The organism is Streptosporangium carneum, assembly GCF_027922005.1.
Lineage (GTDB): Bacteria > Actinomycetota > Actinomycetes > Streptosporangiales > Streptosporangiaceae > Streptosporangium > Streptosporangium carneum.
Map to the genome: position 1 here is coordinate 223,003 of NZ_BSEV01000005.1, position 24,764 is coordinate 247,766.

The 24,764-nt window shown below is 70.8% G+C and carries 25 protein-coding genes; 17 read left to right on the top strand and 8 right to left on the bottom strand.

Translation table 11 applies throughout. From position 1 onward, the window contains the following. Window positions 1-77 precede the first annotated feature (77 nt). Window positions 78-1,289: a radical SAM family heme chaperone HemW gene (hemW, locus tag PKF00_RS14475; RefSeq protein ID WP_271218008.1), complete on the top strand. Its 1,212-nt coding sequence runs from the start codon at window positions 78-80 to the stop codon at window positions 1,287-1,289. Window positions 1,290-1,319: 30 nt separating this feature from the next. Here hemW and PKF00_RS14480 read toward each other — a convergent pair whose 3' ends face one another. The 3 genes from PKF00_RS14480 to PKF00_RS14490 are packed head-to-tail and all read right to left on the bottom strand — an operon-like array spanning window position 1,320 to window position 3,596. Then, window positions 1,320-1,937 (bottom strand): DUF4870 domain-containing protein, encoded by a 618-nt coding sequence (locus PKF00_RS14480; RefSeq protein WP_271218009.1) that lies wholly within the window; start codon window positions 1,935-1,937, stop codon window positions 1,320-1,322. Between the two features lie 24 nt (window positions 1,938-1,961). Further along, window positions 1,962-2,777 (bottom strand): DUF3097 domain-containing protein, encoded by an 816-nt coding sequence (locus tag PKF00_RS14485; RefSeq protein ID WP_271218010.1) that lies wholly within the window; start codon window positions 2,775-2,777, stop codon window positions 1,962-1,964. A gap of 57 nt (window positions 2,778-2,834) precedes the next feature. Continuing rightward, a complete protein-coding gene (locus PKF00_RS14490; protein WP_271218011.1) occupies window positions 2,835-3,596 on the bottom strand; it encodes a hypothetical protein in 762 nt (253 codons plus the stop codon). Window positions 3,597-3,781: 185 nt separating this feature from the next. On the opposite strand from PKF00_RS14490, the gene hrcA reads away from it, so the two are divergent. From hrcA to PKF00_RS14505, 3 genes are all read left to right on the top strand, one after another. Beyond that, the gene (hrcA, locus tag PKF00_RS14495) at window positions 3,782-4,795 is read left to right on the top strand and encodes a heat-inducible transcriptional repressor HrcA (protein WP_271218149.1); all 1,014 of its coding nucleotides are present in this window, start codon (window positions 3,782-3,784) and stop codon (window positions 4,793-4,795) included. A gap of 14 nt (window positions 4,796-4,809) precedes the next feature. Further along, on the top strand, window positions 4,810-5,949 hold the full coding sequence (gene dnaJ, locus PKF00_RS14500) for a molecular chaperone DnaJ (protein ID WP_271218012.1): 1,140 nt from the start codon (window positions 4,810-4,812) through the stop codon (window positions 5,947-5,949). A gap of 87 nt (window positions 5,950-6,036) precedes the next feature. Continuing rightward, window positions 6,037-6,768 (top strand): 16S rRNA (uracil(1498)-N(3))-methyltransferase, encoded by a 732-nt coding sequence (locus PKF00_RS14505; protein WP_271218013.1) that lies wholly within the window; start codon window positions 6,037-6,039, stop codon window positions 6,766-6,768. 215 nt (window positions 6,769-6,983) lie between these two features. Here PKF00_RS14505 and PKF00_RS14510 read toward each other — a convergent pair whose 3' ends face one another. Beyond that, entirely contained in the window at window positions 6,984-7,640 is a 657-nt protein-coding gene (locus PKF00_RS14510) for a hypothetical protein (RefSeq protein WP_271218014.1), read from the bottom strand. Then, the gene (locus PKF00_RS14515; RefSeq protein WP_184719763.1) at window positions 7,637-8,116 is read right to left on the bottom strand and encodes a SigE family RNA polymerase sigma factor; all 480 of its coding nucleotides are present in this window, start codon (window positions 8,114-8,116) and stop codon (window positions 7,637-7,639) included. Before PKF00_RS14515 ends, PKF00_RS14510 begins: the two co-directional genes overlap by 4 nt. A gap of 281 nt (window positions 8,117-8,397) precedes the next feature. Between PKF00_RS14515 and PKF00_RS14520 the strand changes: the two genes are divergently transcribed. The 9 genes from PKF00_RS14520 to PKF00_RS14560 all read left to right on the top strand — a co-directional run bounded on the left by PKF00_RS14520 (window position 8,398) and on the right by PKF00_RS14560 (window position 16,660). Further along, on the top strand, window positions 8,398-8,751 hold the full coding sequence (locus tag PKF00_RS14520; RefSeq protein WP_425582281.1) for a histidine triad nucleotide-binding protein: 354 nt from the start codon (window positions 8,398-8,400) through the stop codon (window positions 8,749-8,751). Window positions 8,752-8,843: 92 nt separating this feature from the next. Then, on the top strand, window positions 8,844-9,920 hold the full coding sequence (locus PKF00_RS14525) for a PhoH family protein (RefSeq protein WP_271218015.1): 1,077 nt from the start codon (window positions 8,844-8,846) through the stop codon (window positions 9,918-9,920). Then, complete coding sequence (gene ybeY, locus PKF00_RS14530) at window positions 9,917-10,399, top strand: rRNA maturation RNase YbeY (protein ID WP_271218016.1); 483 nt, start codon at window positions 9,917-9,919, stop codon at window positions 10,397-10,399. The genes PKF00_RS14525 and ybeY overlap by 4 nt, the downstream gene beginning before the upstream one ends. After that, window positions 10,396-11,700, top strand: coding sequence for a hemolysin family protein (locus tag PKF00_RS14535; protein ID WP_271218017.1), 1,305 nt, complete (start codon window positions 10,396-10,398; stop codon window positions 11,698-11,700). The genes ybeY and PKF00_RS14535 overlap by 4 nt, the downstream gene beginning before the upstream one ends. Before the next feature lie 385 nt (window positions 11,701-12,085). Beyond that, entirely contained in the window at window positions 12,086-12,769 is a 684-nt protein-coding gene (locus PKF00_RS14540) for a hypothetical protein (protein ID WP_271218018.1), read from the top strand. Between the two features lie 71 nt (window positions 12,770-12,840). Further along, window positions 12,841-13,173: a cytidine deaminase-like protein gene (locus tag PKF00_RS14545; protein ID WP_271218019.1), complete on the top strand. Its 333-nt coding sequence runs from the start codon at window positions 12,841-12,843 to the stop codon at window positions 13,171-13,173. Between the two features lie 17 nt (window positions 13,174-13,190). Further along, entirely contained in the window at window positions 13,191-14,111 is a 921-nt protein-coding gene (era, locus tag PKF00_RS14550) for a GTPase Era (protein WP_271218020.1), read from the top strand. A 471-nt stretch (window positions 14,112-14,582) separates the two neighbouring features. Further along, a complete protein-coding gene (locus tag PKF00_RS14555; protein ID WP_271218021.1) occupies window positions 14,583-15,656 on the top strand; it encodes a transporter substrate-binding domain-containing protein in 1,074 nt (357 codons plus the stop codon). After that, window positions 15,653-16,660: a hypothetical protein gene (locus tag PKF00_RS14560; RefSeq protein WP_271218022.1), complete on the top strand. Its 1,008-nt coding sequence runs from the start codon at window positions 15,653-15,655 to the stop codon at window positions 16,658-16,660. Before PKF00_RS14555 ends, PKF00_RS14560 begins: the two co-directional genes overlap by 4 nt. Before the next feature lie 7 nt (window positions 16,661-16,667). On the opposite strand, the gene PKF00_RS14565 is transcribed toward PKF00_RS14560, so the two are convergent. Both PKF00_RS14565 and PKF00_RS14570 read right to left on the bottom strand, forming a co-directional pair. Further along, on the bottom strand, window positions 16,668-17,657 hold the full coding sequence (locus tag PKF00_RS14565) for a GNAT family N-acetyltransferase (protein WP_271218023.1): 990 nt from the start codon (window positions 17,655-17,657) through the stop codon (window positions 16,668-16,670). 66 nt (window positions 17,658-17,723) lie between these two features. Then, the gene (locus PKF00_RS14570; RefSeq protein ID WP_271218024.1) at window positions 17,724-17,969 is read right to left on the bottom strand and encodes a DUF2630 family protein; all 246 of its coding nucleotides are present in this window, start codon (window positions 17,967-17,969) and stop codon (window positions 17,724-17,726) included. A gap of 308 nt (window positions 17,970-18,277) precedes the next feature. Between PKF00_RS14570 and leuA the strand changes: the two genes are divergently transcribed. Continuing rightward, window positions 18,278-19,990 (top strand): 2-isopropylmalate synthase, encoded by a 1,713-nt coding sequence (leuA, locus tag PKF00_RS14575; RefSeq protein ID WP_271218025.1) that lies wholly within the window; start codon window positions 18,278-18,280, stop codon window positions 19,988-19,990. A 285-nt stretch (window positions 19,991-20,275) separates the two neighbouring features. Here leuA and PKF00_RS14580 read toward each other — a convergent pair whose 3' ends face one another. Further along, the gene (locus PKF00_RS14580; RefSeq protein ID WP_271218026.1) at window positions 20,276-20,815 is read right to left on the bottom strand and encodes a PadR family transcriptional regulator; all 540 of its coding nucleotides are present in this window, start codon (window positions 20,813-20,815) and stop codon (window positions 20,276-20,278) included. Between the two features lie 95 nt (window positions 20,816-20,910). Here PKF00_RS14580 and PKF00_RS14585 point away from each other — a divergent pair, with 95 nt between their 5' ends. From PKF00_RS14585 to PKF00_RS14595, 3 genes are all read left to right on the top strand, one after another. Continuing rightward, window positions 20,911-21,489 carry a DUF3159 domain-containing protein gene (locus PKF00_RS14585; protein WP_271218027.1) on the top strand — a complete coding sequence of 193 codons (579 nt, stop codon included), beginning with the start codon at window positions 20,911-20,913 and terminating at the stop codon, window positions 21,487-21,489. A gap of 62 nt (window positions 21,490-21,551) precedes the next feature. Beyond that, entirely contained in the window at window positions 21,552-22,886 is a 1,335-nt protein-coding gene (locus tag PKF00_RS14590) for a carotenoid oxygenase family protein (protein ID WP_271218028.1), read from the top strand. 239 nt (window positions 22,887-23,125) lie between these two features. Beyond that, a complete protein-coding gene (locus tag PKF00_RS14595) occupies window positions 23,126-24,763 on the top strand; it encodes an ABC transporter substrate-binding protein (RefSeq protein WP_271218029.1) in 1,638 nt (545 codons plus the stop codon). Window position 24,764 lies beyond the last annotated feature (1 nt).

The following is a 24,764-nucleotide window of genomic DNA, read 5'->3' on the forward strand; positions in this document are numbered from 1 at the left end:
CGAGCCGCCCCTGAGCCGGCGCCGGGGGGCGAGCCCGCCGTACGGGGCACCGCGATCGGAGCGGCAGACTTGATGCCGTGCCATCCACACTTCCCGACGGCGACCCCGTCCCCTCCTCGGGCAGCCTCCCCGGCAGCGCGCTCGAAGGCCTGGGGGAGCGGCCCTTCGGCTTCTACGTTCACGTCCCCTTCTGCGTGACCCGCTGCGGCTACTGCGACTTCAACACCTACACGGCGTCCGAGCTCGGCCCCGGCGCCTCACAGAAGGACTACGCGGAGACCGCGGCCGACGAGGTACGGCGGGCGCGGGCCAACCTCGGCGACGTGGACCTGCCGGTGCAGACCGTGTTCTTCGGCGGCGGCACCCCGACCCTGCTGCCCGCGGCCGACCTGGTCCGGATCCTGGCGGTGATCGAGGAGGAGTTCGGCCTCGCCCCCGGCGCGGAGGTGACGACCGAGGCGAATCCCGAGTCGGTCGACCGGGCCTACCTGGAGGAGCTGCGGGGCGGCGGCTTCACCCGGATGAGCTTCGGCATGCAGAGCGCCAGCGAGCACGTGCTGCGGGTGCTGGAGCGCCGCCACACCCCCGGCCGTCCCGCGCGCGCCGTACAGGAGGCCCGTGAGGCGGGCTTCCGGCACGTCAACCTCGACCTGATCTACAGCACGCCGGGGGAGAGCGACGACGACTGGCGCGCCTCGCTGGCGGCGGCGATCGAGGCCGGGCCCGACCACGTGTCGGCCTACTCGCTGATCGTGGAGGACGGCACCAGGCTTGCGGCGAGGATCAGGCGCGGCGAGCTGCCGATGCCGGACGACGACGTGGCCGCCGACCGCTATCTCATCGCCGACGCCATGCTCGCGGAGGCCGGGTTCGAGTGGTACGAGGTGTCGAACTGGGCGGCCTCGGAGGCGGGGCGCTGCAGGCACAACCTGCTGTACTGGACCGGCGGCGACTGGTGGGGGGTGGGCCCGGGGGCGCACAGCCACGTCGGAGGCACCCGGTGGTGGAACGTCAAACACCCGGCGGCCTACGCCGGGCGTCTGGCCTCGGGCGTCTCGCCCGCTCACGCCCGCGAGGTGCTGACCGCGGAGGACAGGGCGGTCGAGCGGCTGATGCTGGAGCTCAGGCTCGCCCAGGGCTTCCCGCTCAAGGAGATAGAACGGCCGCCGGTGGTCGCCAGGGCGCTGGCCGACGGGCTGCTGGAGGTGGAGCCGTTCAAGACCGGCCGCGCCGTGCTCACCCTGCGCGGCCGTCTGCTGGCCGACGCCCTGGTGCGCGACCTGACCTGACACGCCTCGGGACCCGCGCGGCCCCGGGGGTCAGCTCACGAAGCGGATGTTCATCGGATAGCGGTAGTTCTCCCCCCGGTTGGCCGCGACGGCGGCCATGATCATCAGGATGAGCGACCCGATCCAGACCACGAAGATCAGCAGGAAGCCGATCAGCACGAAGATCAGGACCCAGGAGACCACGTAGGCGATCATCAGGGTGAGCTGGAAGTTGAGCGCCTCGGCCGCCTGGGCCCGCACGTAGGGTGACTCGTCCTTCTTGGCGAGGTAGAGCACCAGCGGGCCGATGAACGAGGTCAGAAGCCCCAGCAGGTGGGCGAGCATCGCCATGGTGGCGTCGTCGGTGCCGGGGCGCGGGCCGTACGGCCCGGGGTGTCCGTAGCCTCCTGCGCCGTACATGAGCGGGGCGTACGACCCCTGGTAGCCGTAGGGGTCCTGGTCGTACGGCGAGGCCGTCGGCGGCGGGTAGTCCTGGCCCTGCCGGCCGTATCCGGGCTGGCCGTACCCGGGTTGGGGGTACCCGGGCTGGGTGTGCCCCTGCCCGCCGTATCCGGGCAGGGTGTGGCCCGGGTAGGCCTGCGGATCCGCGTGGCCGGTGTGGTCGTCGCCCGCGGGCTCGCGCCGCGGATCCTCGGGAGTGTCGCTCATGGCCCCTCCTGCGGGGTTGCGGGGTCAGTCGTCCTGGCCGGGAACGGTCACGAAGTCGATCAGCTCCTCGACCGGGCCGAGAAGCTCCGGCTCCAGATCCGCGTAGGTGGTGACCGATCCGAGAACGCGGCGCCAGGCCTCGCCTGGCTCCAGATCCCAGCCCAGGGCGGCGATGACGCCTTCTTTCCAGGGTATGCCGCGTGGCACCGGGGGCCAGGCGGGGATTTTCAGCACCGACGGCTTGACCGCCTGCCAGACGTCCACGAACGGGTGGCCGACGATCAGCACGTGGGGTGAGGAGACCTGGGCCGCGATCCTGCTCTCCTTGGACCCCGGGACCAGGTGGTCGACGAGCACGCCCAGGCGGCGCCCGGGGCCCGGCTCGAACTCCTCGACGATCGAGGGCAGGTGGTCGACGCCCTCGAGGTACTCCACGACCACTCCCTCGACACGCAGGTCGTGGCCCCAGACCTTCTCCACGAGCGCGGCGTCGTGCACGCCCTCCACGTAGATCCGGCTCTCCCTGGCGACCCTGGCCCGCAGGCCCTCGACCGCGATGGATCCCGAGGCGCTCCGCCTCGGGCCCCGCGGCGCGGCGGCGGGCCGTACCAGGGTCACCACCTTGCCCTCCAGGAGGAACGCGGCGGGCTCCAGCGGGAACACCCGCCGCCGCCCGAACCGGTCCTCCAGCGTGACGGCCTCCTTGTCACAGGCCACCACGGCGCCGCAGAAGCCGCCGTCCGCGTCCTCGACGACCAGGTCCGGCTCCGCGGGGACCTGGGGGATCTTCCCCTTCAGGGGGCGTCGCCAGTTTCCCGCCAGCACGTCACGCTCGTACATCACCGACCGCCAACCGCCTCTCGCCAGGGATCAAGTGGACGGTAGCAAAAGCCCCCGTCACCCGCCGTACGGCCCGGGCTGGCCCCACTGGCCCGCCGCGGCCGCCGCCTGGCGCTTACGGGCGCCGCTGCGCTTGACCAGCACGACGATCGTCACGACGACGGCGAGCAGGAAGCCGACGGTCGGAACCCCGATCAGCGCGAGCACGCCGCCGACGATGCCGCCCGCGGCGAGTTCCCTGCCCACGCCGAACTTCGCCTCGGCGTTGTCGGTGGTGCAGGTGAGCGGGTACTCCCCGGCCTTGTCCACCCCCACGCGCAGGCCCAGGTTCCACCTGACACCGTCGACGGTGACCTCCTGAGCCACTGTGGGCTGCTGGAGCCTGACCGTGCCAGGGTCGCCCTTGAGCTCGCACTGGAAGTTGGTGCCCTTGGTGGCCGAGACGTAGATGGCGGGCTTGTCCGCCGGGTCGAGCTTGACGTTCACCGTCTCGCCGGGGCCGAACGAGCTGGTGGGGGCGGAGTCCTTGACCGCGCCGAAGATGCCGCCCGCGAACCCGCCGATGCCGACGATCACGCTGAGCACGAACAGGAGCCACACCCCGACGATCCAGCCGACGCCGGGCTTGATCTTCCCGCTCCCGGGCGGGGCCTGGGGGGCGCCGTAGCCGGGAGGCGGGTAGCCGTAGGAGGGGCCGCCCTGCGGCTGCTGGTACTGCTGCGGCTGCTGGTACTGCTGGCCGTAGGGCTGCTGGGGGGCGCCGTAACCGGGGACGTGTGCGGAGCCGTCACCCGAAGGGGATCCGAAATCATTGGACATATACCGAATTGTGGCCCTTAGCACTTGGATAGCGATAGCAACTGACTTGACACTGGCTTGCCCGCCGTCATCCTGGTGCCGTGTTATCGCACCCCGAAGGCGGGAGCCGTACACTTGGCACTCGGGAACACAGAGTGCCAGACCTGACGTTTTCCCGTCCGAGCGCAGGTAGGGAGGTGAGCACGTTGGTTGACGACCGCAAGCTGGCGGTCCTACGCGCCATCGTCGAGGACTACGTGTCCACCAACGAGCCGGTGGGTTCCAAGGCTCTCGTGGAACGCCACAACCTGGGTGTGTCGCCCGCGACCATCCGCAACGACATGGCGGTGCTGGAGGAGCAGGGCTACATCGCCCAGCCCCACACCAGCGCGGGCCGGGTGCCGACCGACAAGGGCTACCGGCTGTTCGTCGACCGCCTCTCACAGGTGAAACCGCTGTCCGGCGCGGAGAAGAGGGCCATCGAGACCTTCCTCGCGGGCGCCGTCGACATCGACGACGTCGTGATGCGCACGGTGCGGCTGCTGGCGCAGCTGACCCGTCAGGTCGCCGTGGTCCAGTACCCCACGATGACCAACTCCAAGGTCCGGCACGTCGAGCTGGTCCCGCTGAGCGAGCGCCGCCTGATGTTCGTGCTCATCACCAACACCGGGCGGGTCGAGCAGCGCGTGGTCGAGCTGCCCGACGTCGTCGACGAGAACCGCGTGGCCCACCTGCGCGCGGTCCTCAACGTCTGCCTGGACGGCTGCGGGCTGGCCAGCGTCCCCGACAAGGTCGCGGACCTGCCCGACCGGCTTCCCGCCGAGGATCGGCCGCTCGCGGCCACGATCCTGTCGGTGCTGCTGGAGTCCCTCGTGGACAGGCACGATGAGAAGATCGTTTTTGCCGGGGCCGCCAACCTCGCGGGAGCCGACTTCACCGTCGGACTCCGTGACGTGCTGGAGGCCCTGGAGGAGCAGGTCGTGCTCATGCGACTGCTCGGTGAGACCTCGGACCTGTCGGCGCTGACGGTGCGGATCGGCTCGGAGAACCCCTACACCGGTCTTCAGGGCACGTCGATCGTCGTCGCCGGATACGGTTCCGGGGACAAGCAACTGGCCCGGCTCGGTGTGCTGGGTCCGACACGTATGGACTACCCGGTCACGATGGGCGCGGTGCGCGCGGTGGCACGCTACGTCAGCCAGATTCTGGCTGCATCATAAGAGGTCAACTAAAAGTGGCTAAGAGCGACTACTACGGCACCCTAGGGGTGCGGCGCGACGCCAGCGCGGAAGAGATCAAGAAGGCTTACCGCCGGCTGGCGAGAGAACTGCATCCTGACGTGAACCCGGATCCTGAGACCCAGGAGCGGTTCAAGGACATCACGCAGGCCTACGAGGTGCTGTCCGACCCCAACAAGCGCCAGATGTACGACATGGGCGCCGACCCGTTCGCCTCGGGCGGCGCGGGCGCGGGGGGCTTCGGCGCGGGCTTCCCGTTCAGCGACATCATGGACGCCTTCTTCGGAGCGGCGGGCGGCGGCGGTGGCAGAGGTCCCCGCTCGCGTGCCCGCCGGGGCCGCAACGCCACCATCAGGGTGGAGCTCGACCTGCGGGAGTCCGGCTTCGGCACCACCCGCGAGCTGGTCGTCGACACCGCGATCCTCTGCGAGGTCTGCACCGGATCGGGCGCGGCGCCCGGCACCCACCCCGACACCTGTGACGTCTGCCACGGGCGCGGCGAGGTCTCCCAGGTCACCCGGTCCTTCCTCGGCCAGGTCATGACGTCCCGCCCCTGCCCCCAGTGCAGCGGGTTCGGCTCGATCATCCGCAACCCCTGCCAGGAGTGCTCCGGAGACGGCCGGGTCCGCACCCGGCGGACCATCAAGGTCCGCATCCCCGCGGGCGTCGAGGACGGCACCCACATCCAGCTCGCGGGCGAGGGCGAGATCGGCCCCGGCGGAGGCCCGCCCGGCGACCTGTTCCTGGAGATCGTCGAGCGCCCCCACGAGATCTTCGAGCGTCGCGGCGACGACCTGCACTGCACCGTGCAGATCCCGATGACCGCGGCCGCGCTCGGCACCATCCTGTCGATGGAGACGCTCGACGGCGCGGAGGAGCTGGACGTCCGCCCCGGCACCCAGTCGGGGCAGACCATCCCGCTGTACGGCAGGGGCGTCCAGCGTCTCAACGAGACCGGCAGGGGCGACCTGCTGATCCACGTCAACGTGGAGACGCCCTCCCGCCTCGACCAGGCCCAGGAGGAGCTCCTGCGCGAGCTGGCCAAGCTCCGCGGCGAGGAGCGCCCGCCCGGCAAGTTCGCCCCGGGGCAGCAGGGCTTCTTCTCCCGCCTGAGAGACGCCTTCAATGGCCGCTGACCCGAGGGGCGCGGCTCCGGCCGCCGCGGGCCCCGCGGCGACCTCTGGGGCCGTCTCCGGGCCGCCTCGGCGCGCAGCCGAGGGCCGATGACGGTCCCCGTCTTCCTGGCCGAGCCGGACGACCTGGCTCGGCCCGAGTTCACCTTCGGAGGCCCCGAGGGACGCCACGCGGCCGCCGTACGGCGGCTGCGGGCCGGAGAGCGGCTCGACCTCACCGACGGGGCCGGGGCCGTGGCCGAGTGCGTGGTCCGCGACGCGGGCAAGGACTCCCTCCGCGTCGCGGTGCTGCGCCGCTACGAGGTGCCTCCGCCGAGTCCCCGCCTGGTCGTCGTGCAGGGGCTGCCCAAGGGCGACCGGGGCGAGCTCGCGGTCGAGATGATGACCGAGGCGGGGGTCGACGTGATCGTGCCCTGGGCCGCCGCCCGGTGCGTCACCCAGTGGAAGGGCGAGCGGGCGGCCAAGTCGCTGGCTCGCTGGCGGTCGACGGCGCGTGAGGCGGGCAAGCAGTCGCGCCGTTTCCGCCTGCCCGAGGTCACCGAACCCGCGGCCACCCCCGCGGTCGCCGCGCTGCTGTCGGCGGCGAAGCTCGGCGTCGTGCTGCACGAGGAGGCGGCTTCGCCCCTGTCGGCTCTCGACCTTCCCGGCGACGGCGACATCGTCGTGGTGGTCGGGCCTGAGGGCGGCGTCTCGGGAGAGGAGATCGAGGCCTTCCGCGAGGCGGGGGCCGTGCCCGCGCTCCTCGGTCCGACGGTCCTGCGCACCTCGACGGCGGGAGTCGCCGCCGCGGCGGTGCTCCAGACGCGCACAGGGCGCTGGTGAGCCCGGGGCCGGGGGTGATCCCCCCGGCCTCCTGACGCGAAAGAGGCGTTCTCGACGAGTGCCGGTCCGCCCGCGGTCGACGGCGTCAGGCGCCGTGTCCGGGGACGTTCACCGGGCCGCACGCCGTTCGAAGGCACCGGGCGCGCCCGGGTCGGCACCCGCCGCACCGGCGCCCGGAGACACCGCGAACCCGGCGAGGGCGTGCGGTCACCGCACTAGGTGCCCGTGGGCGTGGGGGTCGACACCTCCGTCGGCGCCGGGGCCCTCGTCTCCTCCGTCGGCGGACACTCGTCGGCCGTGCACGGGTTGTCCGAGGGAACGCCCGTCTCGGAGGGCTCGGGGGCCGGCGGCTCGGTCTCCCTGCACCCCTTGGACAGCCCCTCCGGCTCGACCGTGGTGTTGCTCGGGGGCGTCGGGCAGGTGGGCGACGGCGTGGGCTTCGGAGTCCTGGACGGCTTCGCCGACGGCTTCGGGGTCGGCGTCGCGGACCTGGAGCCGGTCGGGGCCGGCGGGGGCGGGGTGAGGCCCCCCGGCCTCGTGGTGACCGGGGCCGGCGTGTCGTTCTGCCTGGGCGGCCGTGAGGTGGCCAGCATCTCCGGCGGGGCCGAGACGGTGTAGTTGACCTCGCCGCTCTGCACCTGCTTGATGACCTCCTGGCGGAACTGCGGCACCACCATGACGACGGACGCCGCGACGAGGACCGCGCCCGCGACGGAGGCTCCGACGCGCCACCACATCAGCCCGCGGAGCCCTCGTCGTTCTATGCGGGCACGGATGATCTCCAGTCCGTCAGGGGAGGGAACGACCGAGTTCGCCTCCGCGCTCAGGGCACGGCGGAGCAGCTCGCCGTACTCGTCGGGGGAGTCGGTCATGACAGTTGCTCCAGTGAGGTTCGTAGGGCGGCCATACCGCGCGCCGTGTGGCTCTTGACCGCGCCCTTGCTGATGCCCATCGCGTGGGCGATCTGCGCTTCGGACAGGTCCCCGTAGTAGCGCAGGACCAGGGCCTCCCGCTGTCGGGCGGGCAGGCCGCGGAGCGCCTCGATGACGGCGGACCTCTCCAGCTCGCCTATCGCGCCGTTCTCGGCGCTGGGCGCGTCCGGCAGTCCCTTGGGCGCGTACTTCTCCACGACCGCTCGGTGCCGGAGCACGGAGCGCGATCGGTTGACGACCGATTGGCGCAGGTAGGCGAGTGCCTTGTCGGTGTCACGCAGGCGGCGCCAGGCGCCGTGAATGGCGACGAACGCATCCTGCACGACCTCCTCCGCGGTTGCCATGTCGCGGACGAGCAGTACTGCGAGACGCACAAGAGACCGATAGTGCGCGCTGTAGAGCGCGGTAACGGCCATGTCGGCGTCCCAACCGACGGGCACCGCCCCCAGCGACCTGTCGGCCACGAGGGTCTCGGTTGTCACATCAGTGGGACGCTCGGCCTTCCCAGAGGGTTTACGCTCTTCCGGTTCATTAGGGGGCATGACCCAGTCGTGTCCTCGCCAGGCGGCCATATCGTGCTAATCGCAGGCTCTGTCGTTGTTGAAGTTTTGCACACTTACCTTAGCTGGGTGGATCTTTGTTTGCTGACGATGGACCATCACCGATTGACAACGGCGCGAGGGGATAGGGTGCCCGCATGGTGACCGAAGCCGAGTGTCTGTTCTGCAAGATCGCGGCCGGGGAGATCCCCGCGAAGATCGTCCACGAGACCGAGCGCACCGTGGCCTTCAGGGACGTCAACCCCCAGGCGCCGACCCACGTGCTCGTGATCCCCAAGGGCCACTATCCGAACGCGGCGGCGCTGGCCGCAGCCGACGACGGCCTCGCCGACGAGGTGTTCAAGGCGGCGCACGCGGTCGCTGAGCAGGAGGGGATCGCCGAGTCGGGCTACCGTCTGGTGTTCAACACCGGCCCCGGCGCGGGCCAGACCGTCTTCCACGTGCACGGGCACGTGCTGGGCGGACGCGGCCTGACCTGGCCGCCCGGGTAGAAATCGGAAAGCGCGATCGCCGCGATCACGGATACGATGGCGTAGAAGTCCGAAGCCGATATCTGGAGGCGAACAGGCCGAAAGGCCCGCCTATGTCCGAGACAAACGATTCCAGCAGAACGTCCCAGCCCAGGTCGAAGGGGCCCAGCCGGACCCAGGCGAAGGTGGTGATTCCGGACGACCATTCGATGGTGAGCCTGCTGGGCTCGCGCGACGAGCTGCTGCGAGTCGTCGAGGGCGCCTTCCGCGCCGACATCCACGTCCGGGGCAACGAGATCACCATCACCGGCAGTCCCGAGGAGAGCAGCACCGTCGTGCGTCTCTTCGAGGAGCTGGTCGAGCTCGTCCGCGGCGGCGCGGAGCTCACACCGGACGCCGTCGAGCGCAGCATCGCGATGCTGCGCATGAGCTCCGACCGTCCGGCCGAGGTGCTCTCGCTCGACATCATCTCCTCGCGAGGCCGGACGATCCGTCCGAAGACCGTGAACCAGAAGCGCTACGTCGACGCGATCGACAGGCACACCATCGTCTTCGGCATCGGTCCCGCGGGCACCGGCAAGACCTACCTCGCGATGGCCAAGGCCGTCAGGGCGCTGCAGGAGAAGAAGGTCAACCGGATCATCCTCACCCGTCCCGCGGTCGAGGCCGGAGAGCGGCTCGGCTTCCTGCCCGGCACGCTCTACGAGAAGATCGACCCCTACCTGCGCCCGCTCTACGACGCGCTGCACGACATGCTCGACCCCGACTCGATCCCGAGGCTGATGGCCGCGGGCACCATCGAGGTCGCGCCCCTGGCCTACATGCGCGGGCGCACGCTCAACGACGCCTACATCATCCTCGACGAGGCGCAGAACACCTCGCCGGAGCAGATGAAGATGTTCCTGACGCGTCTGGGCTTCAACTCGAAGATCGTCGTCACGGGTGACGTCACCCAGGTCGACCTCCCCGGCGGCACGCAGAGCGGCCTGAGGGTGGTCCAGGACATCCTCGACGGCATCCCCGACATCCACTTCAGTCGTCTGACCAGCGCGGACGTGGTGCGGCACAAGCTGGTCAGCGACATCGTCGACGCGTACGGACGCTACGACGAGACACAGCGGCAGAGCGAGCCGCAGGCGATCAAGGGCGTGGTCAAGCGCCATCGGGGAAGAACGGTGAGCGACCGATGAGCATCGAGGTGAACAACGAGTCCGGCGTCGAGATCGACGAGGGGCTCATCGTCTCGCTGGCCGGGCACGTGCTCGAGCGGATGGACATCAACCCGCTCGCCGAGCTGTCCATCCTCGTCGTCGACGAGGAGGCCATGTCGGTGCTGCACGAGCAGTGGATGGGCGAGCCGGGCCCGACGGACGTGCTCGCCTTCCCGATGGACGAACTGCGTCCCGGACCCGGCAGCGGAGCCCGCCAGGAGGGCGACGCCCCCACCGACCCCGCGCTCCTCGGCGACGTGGTGCTCTGCCCGCAGGTGGCCGCCAAGCAGGCGGCCGAGGCGGGGCACAGCACCGCGGCGGAGCTGGAGCTGCTGTGCACGCACGGCATCCTCCACCTGCTCGGCTACGACCACGCGGAGCCCGAGGAGCACAAGGAGATGTTCGGCCTGCAGGGCGAGCTCCTGGAGTCGTGGCGGGAGGTGCGCCCCCAGCGGTGAACCTCGCCAACGGGTGGTTGTTCTCGGCCGTCGTCCTCGTCGTGGTCGGCGGTCTGATAGCCAGCGCGGAGACGGCCCTGACCCGCATCTCGCGGGTGCGGGCCGAGGAGTTCGTCCGCGAGAGCCGCAGGGGCGCGACGCGCCTGCAGGCGATCGTCGCCGACCCGCCGCGCTACCTCAACCTGCTGCTTCTGCTCCGTCTGAGCTGCGAGCTGGTCGCCACGGTGATCGCCACGCTGCTCTTCATCGACTGGCTCGGCGACAAGGGCGGGGCCTACGCCGCCGCCGCGGCCGTCATGATCGTGATCAGCTATGTGATCGTCGGGGTCTCCCCGCGCACGCTGGGCCGCCAGCACGCCGAGCCGATCGCCCTCGCCAGCGCCCCGCTCGTGTACGGCCTGACCCGGATCTTCGGCCCGTTGCCCAAGCTGCTCATCCTGCTCGGCAACGCCGTGACGCCGGGAAAGGGCTTCAGGGAGGGGCCGTTCACCTCGGAGGCTGAGCTGCGCGACCTGGTCGACCTGGCCGAGGAGCGCAGGGTCATCGAGCCCGACGAGCGCGAGATGATCCATTCGGTCTTCGAGCTCGGTGACACCCTGGTCCGCGAGGTCATGGTGCCCCGCACCGACATGGTCTTCATCGAGCGCGGCAAGACCCTGAACCAGGCGCTTTCGCTCGCCCTGCGCAGCGGGTTCTCCCGCATCCCCGTGGTCGGGGAGAACGAGGACGACGTCATCGGCATCGCCTATCTCAAGGACATCGTGCGCCGGGTGCAGGAGACCGGTGACGACGGCCGTGCCGAGCAGGTCGAGACGATCATGCGGTCGGCCACGTACGTGCCCGAGAGCAAGCCCATCGACCAGCTCCTGCGCGAGATGCAGGCCCGTCAGATCCACCAGGCCATCGTCATCGACGAGTACGGCGGGACCGCGGGCCTGGTCACGATCGAGGACATCCTCGAGGAGATCGTGGGCGAGATCACCGACGAGTACGACCAGGAGGTTCCCCGGGTCGAGCCGCTGGACGACGGTTCCGTCAGGGTGACCGCCCGGCTTCCCGTGGGCGACCTGGCCGACCTGTTCCACATCGAGCTCGAGGTGGACGACGTCGAGACCGTGGGCGGGCTGCTGGCCCACGCGCTCGGCCGGGTGCCGATCGCGGGCTCGGAGGCCGTGGTCGAGGGTCTCAGCCTGACGGCGGAGAGCCTCGCGGGGCGTCGCAACCGGATCGGCACGGTCCTCGTCCGGCGGATCACCCCCGCGGAACCCGACTCGGTCGGAGCCTCGGCCGGACACGACTGACCCGGGGATCCGCGCCGTCGCCTCTCACCCGGCCGGCCCGCGCTCTGGCCGCGCCGGTACGGCGGGCAGGTCCCGCAAGCGGCCCGCAAGCGGTCTGCAAGCGGGCCCTGCCACTCTCATCTCACGGCACCTGGTCGCGCGGGGCCGGTGGGGATGTCCTCGACGCCGGGAGGGGTTCGCGGCGCGGGGACGATCCCCGGGGGGAGAAGAGGGCGCGGGACGGTCGCCAGACCGTTTCTCGTCTTTCGCTGAAGGGTGTTCTCGGCCATATGGCGTGGTTGAGGGCACCCTTAGGCGTTTCTTGATGATTGCCGCTTTTGGTGACGGGGAAGAAAGCGGATCGGCGGGGATAAGTCGCCTCGCACATGACATCGGGGGATTAGTCATGACGCGGGGGATTCGAATTGTCATTACGGCTGCCGTCTGCGGGTTTCTGGCGGGAGGGCCCGCGGCGTGCGGCGGGTCGGCCGACGGCGGCGGGCCGGTCGACGGAGGCCGCACCGCGAAGGGGCCCGACGCGGAGCTCGCACGGCTGCGAGGGCTGCTGAAGGCGGAGGCCTCGACGCTTCCAGACGGATTCTCCGCCCGGCCGCGCGACGGATGGTCGCCCCCGTTCCGGGCGGCCGACCAGGACTGCCGGCTCCTCCTCGACGCGGCAGGAGGCGGCCCGGCCCGGCGGGACGGGGAGACGAGGGTGGCGGTGACCTACCCCGGCGACAGGCTCGGCGAGCTGGCCGGGGTCAGCCTCGCCTCGTACGCGGGGGAGGGCGCGGAGCTCCGCTTCGCGGAACTGACCGAGGCGCTGGGCCGCTGCCGGGTCGCCGCGGTCTCCCGGGCGACGAAGGGCACCTCCTTCAAGGTCTCCGACCTGAGACTGGAGGCCGTCGGCACCGCCGTACAGGCCAGGAGGCTGCACGGCAGGCTCAACGGATACCCCTACGAGATGCACCTGGTCTTCGCCCTCACCGGGCACACCCTGGTCTCGCTGGTGCACGCCGGAGTCGCGGACGTCGACGCGGAGCGCACCGGGCAGCTCGCCCGGTCGCTCGTCGGCCAGGCGGCTCCGTGACCCGAGCCCGGGCGCCGAGACCGGGGCAGGGGCGGTCGCGCCCGATCCCGCGGGCTGAATACCCTTGTGCCGTGAGTGACGTGACCCTCGACCCCGAGGACAACAAGATCATCGTGCTGGCCCGCTCGGCCCGCGCCCGCAACGGCGCCGCCGAGGGGGCGGCCGTGCGCGACGAGACAGGGCGGACCTACTCGGCGACCAACGTGGCGTTGCCGTCGCTGACGCTGTCGGCGTTGCAGGTGGCCGTGGCGATGGCCGTCTCCAGCGGAGCGGAGTCCCTGGAGGCGGCGGCGCTGGTCACGGCGGGCGACGGTCCCGCGGAGGCGGACGTGCTGGCCGTCCGTGATCTGGGCGGTCAGAGGCTGCTGGTGGCCGGCCCCGACGGGACGTTGCGTCAGAGCTGAGCCCGGCATCGGGGACAATGGTTGGCGTGAGTTCCTCAGCTGCTGATTTCCATGCCGGTTTCGCCTGCTTCGTCGGCAGGCCCAACGTCGGCAAATCCACGCTGATGAACGCGTTGGTCGGCACGAAGGTGGCGATCACCTCGTCCAAGCCCCAGACCACCCGCCGGGCCATCAGGGGCATCGTCCACCGCCCGGACGCCCAGCTCGTCATCGTGGACACCCCCGGCCTGCACCGGCCCCGCACCCTGCTGGGCGAGCGGCTGGACAGCCTGGTGCTGTCCACCCTCACCGAGGTCGACGTGATCGGCTTCTGCGTGCCCGCCAACGAGCCCGTCGGCAAGGGCGACCGGTTCATCGCCGAGAAGCTCGGCGCGGTCAAGAAGACCCCGGTCGTCGCCGTGGTGACCAAGTGCGACCTGGCGACCCGTGAGCAGATCGCCGCCCAGCTGCTGGCGGTCTCCCAGCTCGCCGACTTCGCGGAGATCGTCCCGGTCTCGGCGGAGTCGGGGGAGCAGCTCGACGTGGTGGCCGACGTGCTGATCGACCGGCTCCCCGAGAGCCCTCCGCTGTACGAGGGGGGCCAGCTCACCGACGAGCCCGAGCAGGTGCTGGTGGGCGAGCTGATCCGTGAGGCCGCGCTGGAGGGCGTCAGGGACGAGCTGCCGCACTCGATCGCGGTCGTCGTCGACGAGATGCTGCCCCGTGAGGGCCGCGACGACCTGCTGGACATCTACGCCCACATGTTCGTCGAGCGTCCCTCGCAGAAGGCCATCGTGATCGGGCACAAGGGCGCCCGCCTCAAGGAGGTCGGCAGCAACGCCCGTAAGCACATCGAGGCGCTGCTCGGCACCCGGGTCTACCTCGACCTGCGGATCAGCGTCGCCAAGGACTGGCAGCGCGACCCCAAGCAGCTGCGTCGTCTGGGCTTCTACGACTGAGGCGTGCGCCGGCCCCCGGCGCGGGGCGGCCGGGACGGGCCCGGCGCACGCGGGGGGCGGTCACGACCGCCGCGCGGCCGGACGTCCAGGCCTCGCGCGGTCGGACGTTCGGTCCTTGTGAGGCCTGGGCCGGGTCCTGTGGGTCCGAGGCCGGGTCTCGTGGGTCCGCGGGGCCTTCGGCCGGGCGCGTTCCGAACGGCGATGTCCTTCCTGCGCTGACGGCCGCGTGAACGGCGAATTCGCCCGCGGGAATATGCGTGTTCTGTTTGCGCGCGTTCCCGGACGGCGGTGAGATCGCCCAGGTGGCGCGGTTGCGCGGGCACGGTCTCCGTCGCCGTGGAGAAAGTCGGGAACCCGCACCCCGCCCTGGAAGTTCTCAGGAAAAGGTCGTTTGGTCTCGGCTTGGTGAAGGCGCGCCCGATTCTCGGAACCGCGACATAGCCTGCGGAAAACAGGAAGCCCAGGGGTGCCATGACTGAAGAGCCTGCGGGCGTGGAGGCGGCGGCGGAGGAGCCGCGGGTTCTCCCCGAGGACCGTGAGCCGCTGCCCGTCCCGCCGCCGGAGCCGAGGCGGCCCCGGCGCATGAGACGCTTCCGGCTCGCCGCGTGGATAGGCCTGGTCCTGGCCGCGCTCGTGGTCGTCGCGTCGGTCCTGTGGGTCAACGGGCCGCCGGCCGAGGACGAACTGCGGGAGAAGGCCGGGCTGTTCGGCAAGGAACGGCTCACGATCGGCGTCAAGAAGGACACCCCCGGCATCGCGCTGCTCCAGGAACAGGGCGGCAAGCGCGTCTTCAAGGGGTTCGACATCGAGATCGCCTACATGATCGCCGCCGATCTGGGCTACCCGCGGGACAAGGTCGACTTCATGACCATCGAGACGGAGGACAGGGCGCGCAGGCAGGCCCAGAACGCCAACGGCGAGTTCGTCAGGGTGGACCTGGTGGTCGCGACCTTCAGCGTGACGCCCTCCAGGAAGGACGACCCCGCGGTCGGCTTCTCCACGCCCTACCTCCTCACCGAGCAGTCCGTGGTGACCAGGTCCGACTACTCCGGGAAGATCACTTCTCTGGGGCAGCTGAAGGACAAGAAGGTCTGCACTCTCGGCACCTCGACCTCGGAGACCGAGCTGGAGAGGGCGACGAAGGCGGACGTCACCGGCAAGAACCTGATCAGCGACTGCGTGGACGGACTGAAGAACGGCGAGTTCGACGCGGTGACGACCGACGCGGCGATCCTGGCCGGATTCGTCGCGGAGTCGGGCGGGACGCTCAAGCACCACGACATCGCCCTGGAGGCGACCGAGATGTGGGCGGTCAACGCGGGCCCGAACGTCGCCCTGCGCACCCTGGTCGACCTCTCGCTCTACCGGTCGTACGCCGACCCGCAGGACCACAGGTGGGAGAAGGCCTACGAGACCTACATCGACCCGATGCTCTCGGTCGACGTCAACGTGGCCCAGGCGGAGCAGCCGTGCGTGCAGCCTCCGCAGGTGCGCAGGTGGCCGTGGGAGCAGAACCTCCCCGTCCAGGACTGCCCGTCCCGGTGAAGCGCGCCCGGCGCGTCAAGGCCACGCCGAAGAACCAGGAGTGGCTGCTCACGCTCCTGCCGGTGTTCCCCCTCGTCCTGCTGGTGGTGCGGCTGTGGTACGCCAGCAGGCAGGACACCCAGACGCTGCTCCTGCTCCTGCAGAGCATCAGCCCGCTCGGGCTGCTCAGCGTCGCCCTGTTGACGGCGCTGTGGGTTCTGCCCGCCCTCGTCCTGGGGGGCAAGGTGCTCGGCACCCTCTACTGGATCAGCGCGCGCCGCTCCTCCTGGCTGGTGCGCGCCGCAGAACGGCTTCCCGGCTGGGTGGTGATCCTGGCCGTCGCGGTCGGCCTGTTCTCCTGGCAGCTGCGGTTCCTGCCCACGCTGGCGATGCTGGCGCTGGCCGCCGCGGGCCTGACGGTCAGGGACCGCTTCCCCCACCGTGAGGAGTTGCGGATCGCGTTCTGCTACGCGTTGCCCGCGATGGCCGCGATCCTCTCCTACGTGGCGCTGTGGCCCGCCATCGCCGCCGCGGTCGCCGCGCACGACGTGGCGACCGCGCTCCTGCTGACCCTTCCGCCGGGAGCCGCGGTCCTGCTGACCGGCCCGGTTCCCGAGGTCCCCGCCAGGATGCTCACCCACGGCATCGCCGTCGCGATCGCGGTGTTCGCGCCGTTCCTGGTGGGCGTGGTCGTGATGCGGGCGCCGATCCTGCCGCTGACCGCCCTTCAGGTGAGCGAGAACGGGTCGCCCCGGGTGCTCGTCGGCTATCTGGTCGCGAGCGACGACCAGATGTTCACCGTCCTGGGGCGTGACGGCGGGGTGAGCTTCGTCGAGAACGGCACGCTCCAGTCCAGGGTGCTGTGCCCGGACCCCGGCGCGGTGCCCCGCACCTCGGTGAACCTGCACGGCTGGTACGTCGAGCAGAACGTGGCCTCCTGGCTCGCGCCGACCCGTCCCGTGCAGCCGGTCGACCCGCGCTGCCAGGGCCGGTCCGTGAAGGACCCGGGGGCGGCCCCCGGGTGAGCGGGGGTCAGAGCCGCAGCTGCCAGTGGTGCCACCTGTCGAGTGTGCGGAAGCCCATGAGCTCGTTGATCGCGACCATGTGCGTGTTGGAGTCGGCGTTCCAGGTGACGACGCGCTGGACGGAGGGCTCGCGCTCGTGGAACCAGGCGGCGTTCTCGATCTTCATGAGCAGGCCGAGCCTGCGCCCCCGGTGGGCCGCCAGCACCGTGGTGTCCCCCTGCTGCCCCCAGTTCCCCGGGTCCTCCCGGCTCACGTGCAGCTGGGTGAAGCCCGCGGGCTCACCGCTCCTCCCGTGTCGCGCGAGCGTCGTGTACGTCAGCAGCCCGGCGGCCCGGACGGCCTCCTCGGACAGGAGGTAACGCTCGGCGTCCCAGCGCGCCCCCTCGACCTCGAGGCCGTCATGCGGGGCGTCGTTCATCCCGGCCATCAGCGCCACCATGTCGGGGGCCAGCTCGGGCGGCGTCGCGCCCGCCCACCGCTCCAGCCGGTAGCCCTCCGCGTGCCGTACGGCCCGCGCCCGCATCCCGTCGAGACCGGGCCAGTCCGCCGCGTGCAGATCCAGCGCCCTGCGGCCGTTGACCATGCCCAGTTCCGCCCCCGCGCCCGCGGCGAACGCGTCGGCGGCCTCCTCCGCGCGGACGTCGGACAGGATCAGCTCCCTGCCGTGCGCGCGGGCCCTTCGCACGCAGTGCTCCAGCAGCGCCGATCCCGTTCCGCGCCGCCGGTGGCCGGGATGGACCACGAGGAAGCGCAGGTCGCAGCTGTGGGTGTTGTCCGTCGTCGGGAAGTGGAGGGAGCAGCCGCCCACGACGAGGCCCGCCTCCTCGGCGACCCAGGCCTCCACGTGATGGTTCGACCAGCCGCGCTCGACCATCACGGTGAAGCGCCGCAGGCCGGGCAGGGGGCCCGGCACGCCGGTCTGGGAGGTGAGGTAGGCCGCGTGCCACTGCGCCGTCCGGCTGCCGGGGTCGGTGAAGTCGATCCGTTCGATCCTCATGGACCAAGGAGAACCCGGCGGGGGGCGGCGGGGCGACTGGTTTACGGCGCCTCGCCACGGAGGGCCCTACTGGCGGTACTCCTCGACCTCCTGGATCGGGCGCGGCGCCGCAGAGTCGGGGTCCTCTCCGAACTCCCGGCGAGCCCTGCGCTGCCTGAGCAGGTCCCACGCCTGGTCGAGGGCCTCCTCCAGCTGCTTGATCCGGTTGTTCTCCTCGTGGGAGGAGATCGAGCCCGAGGCCAGCCGCTGGCGGAGGCCGTGCTCTTCGGCTATCAGCTCGTGGATGTGGGCGAGAATGTCGTCATCCTTCATTTCCGTCCCCTGTCATCGGCGGTAGCGCCACTGTAACGCGCGACCGGAAGCGGCCGATTCGGGTGCATGCGAGGTGGCGGAGCGTCCTCGCGGGGACCTCGCGCGGTCAACGGGACTCCGAGGCCTCCCGGGTTCCGCGATGTGAGACCGGTTCTCAAGCATTCGGGAGCGTCTGCTAACGTGCTAGGCATGCTGCGCGTGCTGCTTCTTAGCTGCCGCGACGAGGGCCTGTAGAAGGCCGGCTCCCTCGTCGCGGAGCGAGCCATGCGTGTCGGCCGCGATTGTTTTCCCAGCCGAGGAGCCCTTGCATGTATCCGCAGCAGCAGCCCAGTTCCATGCCGTTCAAGCGCTATCAGCCCTACGCCCCGGTCAGGCTCGACGACCGCACCTGGCCTTCCAGGGTCATCGACCGGGCCCCGCAGTGGTGCGCGGTCGACCTGCGTGACGGCAACCAGGCGCTGATCGACCCGATGGACGCCCACCGCAAGCTCAAGATGTTCGAGCTGCTGGTGAAGATGGGCTACAAGGAGATCGAGGTAGGTTTCCCCGCCGCGTCGCAGACCGACTTCGACTTCGTCCGGCAGATCATCGAGGAGGGCCGGATCCCCGACGACGTGGTGATCCAGGTTCTGACCCAGGCCAGGCCCGAGCTGATCGAGCGGACCTACGAGTCGCTGCGCGGCGCCAAGCAGGCCATCGTCCACCTGTACAACTCCACCTCGACGCTGCAGCGCAGGGTCGTCTTCGGCCAGGACAAGGACGGCATCACCGCGATCGCCGTCGAGGGCGCCAAGCTGTGCAAGAAGCTGGCCGCCGAGCTGGAGGGCACGGAGATCTACTTCCAGTACTCTCCCGAGTCCTTCACCGGGACCGAGCTGGAGTACGCCGTCGAGGTCTGCGACGCCGTCAACGACGTCTGGCAGCCGACCCCCGACCGCAAGGTCATCATCAACCTGCCCGCCACGGTCGAGATGGCCACGCCGAACGTCTACGCCGACCAGATCGAGTGGATGCACCGCAACCTGGCCTACCGCGACTCGATCGTGCTGTCCCTGCACCCGCACAACGACCGGGGCACGGCCGTGGCCGCGGCCGAGCTGGGCTACATGGCGGGAGCCGACCGCATCGAGGGGTGCCTGTTCGGCAACGGCGAGCGCACCGGCAACGTGTGCCTGGTCACGCTGGGCATGAACCTGTTCTCGCAGGGCATCGACCCGCAGATCGACCTGTCCGACATCGACGAGGTACGCCGGGTCACCGAATACTGCAACCAGCTGCCCGTCCACCCGCGTCACCCCTGGGGCGGCGAGCTGGTCTACACCGCCTTCTCCGGCTCCCACCAGGACGCCATCAAGAAGGGCCTGGAGCACATGGAGCGCGACGCGGCCGCCGCCGGCGTGCCGGTGGACGAGTTCACCTGGGCGGTGCCGTACCTCCCGATCGACCCCAAGGACATCGGCCGCACCTACGAGGCGGTCATCCGGGTCAACAGCCAGTCCGGCAAGGGCGGGGTCGCCTACATCATGAAGGCCGACCACCACCTGGACCTGCCGCGCCGCCTGCAGATCGAGTTCTCCCGCGTCGTCCAGGCCCGCACCGACGCCTTCGGCGGCGAGGTGAACCCGGCCCAGATGTGGGAGGTCTTCACCGACGAGTACCTCCCGAACCCCGCCAGCCCGTGGGGCCGCCTGGGCCTGCTGGCCCACCGGACCGTCTCCAGGGGGGACGACAAGGACGCCATCGGCGTCGACCTGCGCTTCGAGGGTGAGATCCGTGAGATCGAGGGCGTCGGAAACGGCCCCATCTCCGCCTTCTGCGACGCCCTGGCGGGCATCGGCATCCAGGTCCGCGTGCTGGACTACGCCGAGCACGCGATGAGCGCGGGCACCGACGCCAAGGCCGCCTCCTACATCGAGTGCGAGGTGGCGGGCCAGGCGCTGTGGGGCGTCGGCATCGACGCCAACACCACGACCGCCTCCCTGAAGGCCATCATCTCCGCCGTCAACCGCGCCACCCGCTAGCGCCCTCATCGCACGCCTTCGCCGTTCCGGCGCCGTTTCTGGGCGCCGGCTCGGCGAGCGACGACACCGGCCGGATCGACTCCGGTGAACGGCGTGCGGCCCGGTGACCGCTCCCGGCCGCCACACCAGGCACGGCAGAGCCTGACCGTCCCGTCCCACCGGCGGGGACGGCCCGACGCCGCCCGGCACGACCTGCCGGGCGACGCGCCCCAAGGACGCCCACCAGGCGGCCGCACTCTCCACCCGACCGCGTCCACCGCGAAACCCGCGTGAGGCGCGGTCGAGTCATGCCCGGGGCCGGCCGGGTTCGTCGCCGATCTGCCCTTCGGCCCACAGAGCCCATTCGCGATACATGGCGCTGGCGCGCAACCCCCACTCCAGGGCGATCATGCCGTACACCGACAGGGCGTCGTCCCCGTGCTCCACGACCTCCTTCAGCTTGTTCAGGCCGTCGTTCTGCCTCTGGGCGTCCTCCGCCAGCCGCGCCAGGTAGGCGCGTGCCTGCTCGGGGCGGACCTGGCCGAGGAAGAAGACGCGCAGGAGCATCTCGCTGCGCCTGTCGTGGGGGGCGGGGTCGGTCTCCGTCAGCCAGTGACGGAGCTCGGCGAGCCCGGCCTCGGTGATGGCGTACTCCTTGCGGCCGCGCGGCCCCTCCGCCGTCACCTCGACCAGACCCGCGTCCGCCAGGCGGCCCAGCTCGGCGTAGAGCTGGCTCTGCGTGGCGGTCCACACGTTGGCCAGGGAGGCCTCGAAGATCTTCAGCAGGTCGTAGCCGCTCGCCGGTCCCTCGCTGAGCAGGCCCAGCATCGCGTGTCTGAGGCTCATGGCGGCATTCTATATTTCTCTGTTGACATGTCTAAATAGGAAGGTCTACCTTCGACCTGTCTACATAGGAATGTCGAGCGTCGAAGAGGTCGGCAATGATCCGCAATCTCCTGGGCTTCCTCCCCTGGATCGTCTACGCCGTCATCGCCACCGGTGACGACTGGCGCTATGGCGCGCTGGCCGGCCTGGTGATCGCGCTCGGGGTGATCGTCGCCGACCGTCGCGCCGGCAAGGAGTGGGACCAGATGGTCATCGAGACCAGCGCCGCGGTCTTCTTCGTCCTGGTCGCCCTGATCTCCTTCGCGGACCCGGACTCCCCGCTCATGCCGTACGGCCCGGCCCTCGTCAACGCCTGGCTGGCGGTCACCGCCTGGGGATCGCTGGCCATCCGCAGGCCCTTCACCCTCGGCATCGCCAGGAGCATGGCGCCGAGAGAGGTCTGGCAGACGCCGCGGTTCTACCGCGTCAACGCGGTAATCACCTCCGTGTGGGGCGTCGCCTTCACCGTCGCCGCCGTCGGGCTGGCCCTGCTGCTGCGCGTCGCCCCGCACGCCACCGCCGCCGTCGTCACCATCAAGATCGTCACCTTCGTGGCGCCCATGATCTTCACCGCCCGCTACCCGAAGGTCGTCGCCGCCCGCCGGCAGGCTCCGGCCGCCCGCGACACCGCCTGACCGACGGCTGAGCGGCCTGTCCACCGCCTTTTCCGATCCCGCCACATCGTTTGGAGTTCACCGTGACCGCCGTCTCCAAGACCTCAGAAACGCCGCGAAGCCCTGCCTACCTCGCCGGTGACCTCGCCCCCGTCCCCGACGAGATCGACGCCTTCGACCTGCCGGTCACCGGCGTCCTGCCGCCCGAGCTCACCGGCCGCTACTTCCGCAACGGACCCAACCCGCTGCCCGGCCAGGACCCGGGCCACTGGTTCGCCGGGCACGGGATGATCCACGGCGTGCGCCTGCGTGACGGTCGCGCCGAGTGGTACCGCAACCGGTGGGTGCGCACCCGCGCCTTCACCGAGGGCGCCCGGGTGGTCGACGAGCAGGGCAACTTCGACCGGACCGCCGTCAGCGCCAACACGCACGTCATCCGGCACGCGGGCAAAATCCTCGCGCTGGTCGAGAGCGGTTTCCCCTACGAGATGACATCCGAGCTGGACACGGTCGGACCGTGCGACTTCGGCGGGCGGCTGACCACCGCGATGACCGCGCACCCCAAGCAGGACCCGGTGACCGGCGAGCTGCACTTCTTCGGCTACGGGGTGTTCCCTCCCTACCTGACCTACCACCGCCTGTCGGCCGCCGGGGAGCTGGTGGAGAGCCGGATCGTCGACGTACCGGGGCCGACGATGATCCACGACTTCGCGATCACCGAGAACCACGTGATCTGGCTCGACCTGCCGGTCGTCTTCGACATGAGCATGGTCGGCGGCGGCCTGCCGTTCCGGTGGGACGACTCCTACGGCGCCAGGATCGGCGTGATGGACCGCGCGGGGAGGACGACCTGGTTCGACGTCGACCCGGGCTACGTCTTCCATGTCGGCAACGCCCGCGAGGACGCCTCGGGGCGTGTGGTGCTCGACGCGGTCCGTTACTCGCGGAAGTCCTTCACCTCCATCTGGGGGCGGGTCGGCGGCAGTGCCAACCCCGCCGCCGAGACCGGGGGAGCCGTGCTGCACCGGTGGGTGCTCGACCCGGCGAGCGGCGCGGTCAGGGAGGAGCAGCGCGACGACCGCACGGTCGAGTTCCCCACGTTCAACGAGGACCGGCTCGGCCGCGCCGCCCGCCTGCTGTACACGGTCTCCGACGACGCGGTGGTGAAGTACGACACCGAGACCGGCGCCGCCCAGGTCGGAGACGTCGACGGGCACCCCGGCGAGGCGGTGTTCGTGCCCGCCGCCGGTTCGGACGCCGAGGACGACGGCTGGCTGCTGTCGATCGTCGCCGACCGGTCGGGAGACGCCTCCCGGCTGCTCGTCCTGGACGCCGCCACCCTGGACTTCACCGCCTCGGTCCGGCTTCCCCGTCGCGTCCCGGCAGGCTTCCACGGTTCCTGGCTGCCCGACCTCTGACCCGCGGGCCACGTGCCGAACCTCCGGAGCCGAAAGGGACCTCGGTCGGAACCGAGGTCCCTTTCGTCGCTCCGCGGCGCGGGCGCCGGCCGAGTCGGAGCGATTCCTGGTCGTCTCCGGAGGGAGATCTCCGGAGGGGGGGAGGCGTGGGGACGTCCGGTGGGGCATTGACGCGCCACATTCCTCGACGTTAGCGTGCATTATTTGACGCACCTGTCGAGAAATTAGGTGATGGCCTCATGGCGAAGGCTCACGGCCTCAGTGCCCCCGGCGCTTACAGCGCACCCCCCTCCGGCCCCGCCCGCGCCCGGCCGCGCGTGCTCGCCTCCGTCGTCATGGCGACCGCTCTCACGGCGGCCGGCTGCGGCGGCGCCGGCACGGGAAAGCCCGCCGTCGATCCCGCTGCCCCCGTCGTGGTGCGGCTCAACTCCGACTGGGACTCCCTCGACCCGGCCAAGACACGGACCACCAACGGCTACCAGCTCGTCACGGCCCTGTACGACAGGGTGGTCGCGGTCGAGGGGGACAAGGTCGTCCCCTATCTCGCCGAGTCCTGGAAGCAGACCGCCGACTCGGTCACGCTGATCCTGCGTAAAGGCGTGACGTGCGCCGACGGTGCGGAACTGACGCCCTCGGCGGTCGCCGCCTCGCTGAGGCGGCTCGGCGCCGAGGAGACCGGCGCGCCGTACGCCAACCTGGTCTTCGGCAACGCCGGACACACCGTCGAGGCCGACGACGCCGCCCGCACGGTGACGGTGAGGACGAACCAGCCCTACAGCGACCTGCTGATCGGCCTGGCCCAGCCGATGGCTTCGATCGTCTGCCCCGCGGGACTGCGCAGTCCCGCGGGCCTGGCCGCGGCTCCGGCCGGGAGCGGGCCCTACACGCTGGGCGGGACGACCAGGGGGGCGAGTTACACGCTTCGGGCCAGACCTGGATACGGGTGGGGTCCGGCAGGCCACACGGGGGCCTACCCGCGAGAGGTGACCTTCCGCGTCGTGCAGAACGACAGCACCGCCGCGAACATGCTCGGCTCGGGCGATCTCGATCTGGGCTGGATCAGCGGGCCGGACGTGCGCAGGGCCCAGAGCGACACGTCGCTGACCGCGGTGACGCAGGCCATCTACGGGTCGTTCTTCCTGGTGTTCAACCACGCGAAGGGAAGGCCGGGGGCCGACCCCGCGTTGCGCGCGGCGCTCGCCGGGGCGGTCAGCGCCACGGACTTCAACACGTCGGCCTTCTTCGGCGCGGGTGACCCGGCCACCAGCCCGGTGAGTCCCGAGGTCCCCTGCCACACCCAGGTCAGATCTCCGGTCACCGCGGTCGACTCGGCCGCGGTGACCAGGGCGCTCGCCGAGGCGGGCTGGATCCTGGAAGGGGGCAGGCTGGTCAGGGACGGCAAGCCGCTGACGATCAGGCTGCTCGGCTCGACCGACTACGCGGCCGGGTTCGAATACGTGCTGGAGGCCCTGCACAGAACCGGCGCCTCCGTCGAGCTCCAGCTCGTCGAGCTCAACGGCTTCGCCGAAACCCTGTTCAAGGGCGGCGACTGGGACGTCACCGTCTACCCGTTCACCCCGCTGGCTCCCAGCCTCGGCGCGCTGGGGCTGTTCGTGACGGGTGAGGCGCCTCCGAAGGGGGCCAACTTCGCCGGAATCCGCAACCCCGGCTTCGAGAGCGCCGTCGCCAAGGCGCAGGCGTCGCTCGGCGCGGAGCGCTGCGCCTTCTGGGCCGAGGCGCAGAAGACGATCGTCGAGTCCGCCGACGTCGTCCCACTGGTGCACCTGAAGCCGCACTGGTTCGCCCGTGCGGGGCTCACCGCCAGGCTGGCCGGTGGCGGCACCCTGGTCGACCTTCACCACCTCTCCCGGTCGTAGG

Bases quoted from the DNA above. Each gene is read 5' to 3' on its own strand.
- PKF00_RS14480 (WP_271218009.1), bottom strand. From the start codon at position 1,937: ATGAGCGACACTCCCGAGGATCCGCGGCGCGAGCCCGCGGGCGACGAC.
- PKF00_RS14485 (WP_271218010.1), bottom strand. From the start codon at position 2,777: ATGTACGAGCGTGACGTGCTGGCGGGAAACTGGCGACGCCCCCTGAAG.
- PKF00_RS14490 (WP_271218011.1), bottom strand. From the start codon at position 3,596: ATGTCCAATGATTTCGGATCCCCTTCGGGTGACGGCTCCGCACACGTC.
- PKF00_RS14505 (WP_271218013.1), top strand. From the start codon at position 6,037: ATGACGGTCCCCGTCTTCCTGGCCGAGCCGGACGACCTGGCTCGGCCC.
- PKF00_RS14510 (WP_271218014.1), bottom strand. From the start codon at position 7,640: ATGACCGACTCCCCCGACGAGTACGGCGAGCTGCTCCGCCGTGCCCTG.
- PKF00_RS14515 (WP_184719763.1), bottom strand. From the start codon at position 8,116: ATGGCCGTTACCGCGCTCTACAGCGCGCACTATCGGTCTCTTGTGCGT.
- PKF00_RS14520 (WP_425582281.1), top strand. From the start codon at position 8,398: ATGGTGACCGAAGCCGAGTGTCTGTTCTGCAAGATCGCGGCCGGGGAG.
- PKF00_RS14525 (WP_271218015.1), top strand. From the start codon at position 8,844: ATGTCCGAGACAAACGATTCCAGCAGAACGTCCCAGCCCAGGTCGAAG.
- ybeY (WP_271218016.1), top strand. From the start codon at position 9,917: ATGAGCATCGAGGTGAACAACGAGTCCGGCGTCGAGATCGACGAGGGG.
- PKF00_RS14540 (WP_271218018.1), top strand. From the start codon at position 12,086: ATGACGCGGGGGATTCGAATTGTCATTACGGCTGCCGTCTGCGGGTTT.
- era (WP_271218020.1), top strand. From the start codon at position 13,191: ATGGTTGGCGTGAGTTCCTCAGCTGCTGATTTCCATGCCGGTTTCGCC.
- PKF00_RS14555 (WP_271218021.1), top strand. From the start codon at position 14,583: ATGACTGAAGAGCCTGCGGGCGTGGAGGCGGCGGCGGAGGAGCCGCGG.
- PKF00_RS14565 (WP_271218023.1), bottom strand. From the start codon at position 17,657: ATGAGGATCGAACGGATCGACTTCACCGACCCCGGCAGCCGGACGGCG.
- PKF00_RS14570 (WP_271218024.1), bottom strand. From the start codon at position 17,969: ATGAAGGATGACGACATTCTCGCCCACATCCACGAGCTGATAGCCGAA.
- leuA (WP_271218025.1), top strand. From the start codon at position 18,278: ATGTATCCGCAGCAGCAGCCCAGTTCCATGCCGTTCAAGCGCTATCAG.
- PKF00_RS14580 (WP_271218026.1), bottom strand. From the start codon at position 20,815: ATGAGCCTCAGACACGCGATGCTGGGCCTGCTCAGCGAGGGACCGGCG.
- PKF00_RS14585 (WP_271218027.1), top strand. From the start codon at position 20,911: ATGATCCGCAATCTCCTGGGCTTCCTCCCCTGGATCGTCTACGCCGTC.
- PKF00_RS14595 (WP_271218029.1), top strand. From the start codon at position 23,126: ATGGCGAAGGCTCACGGCCTCAGTGCCCCCGGCGCTTACAGCGCACCC.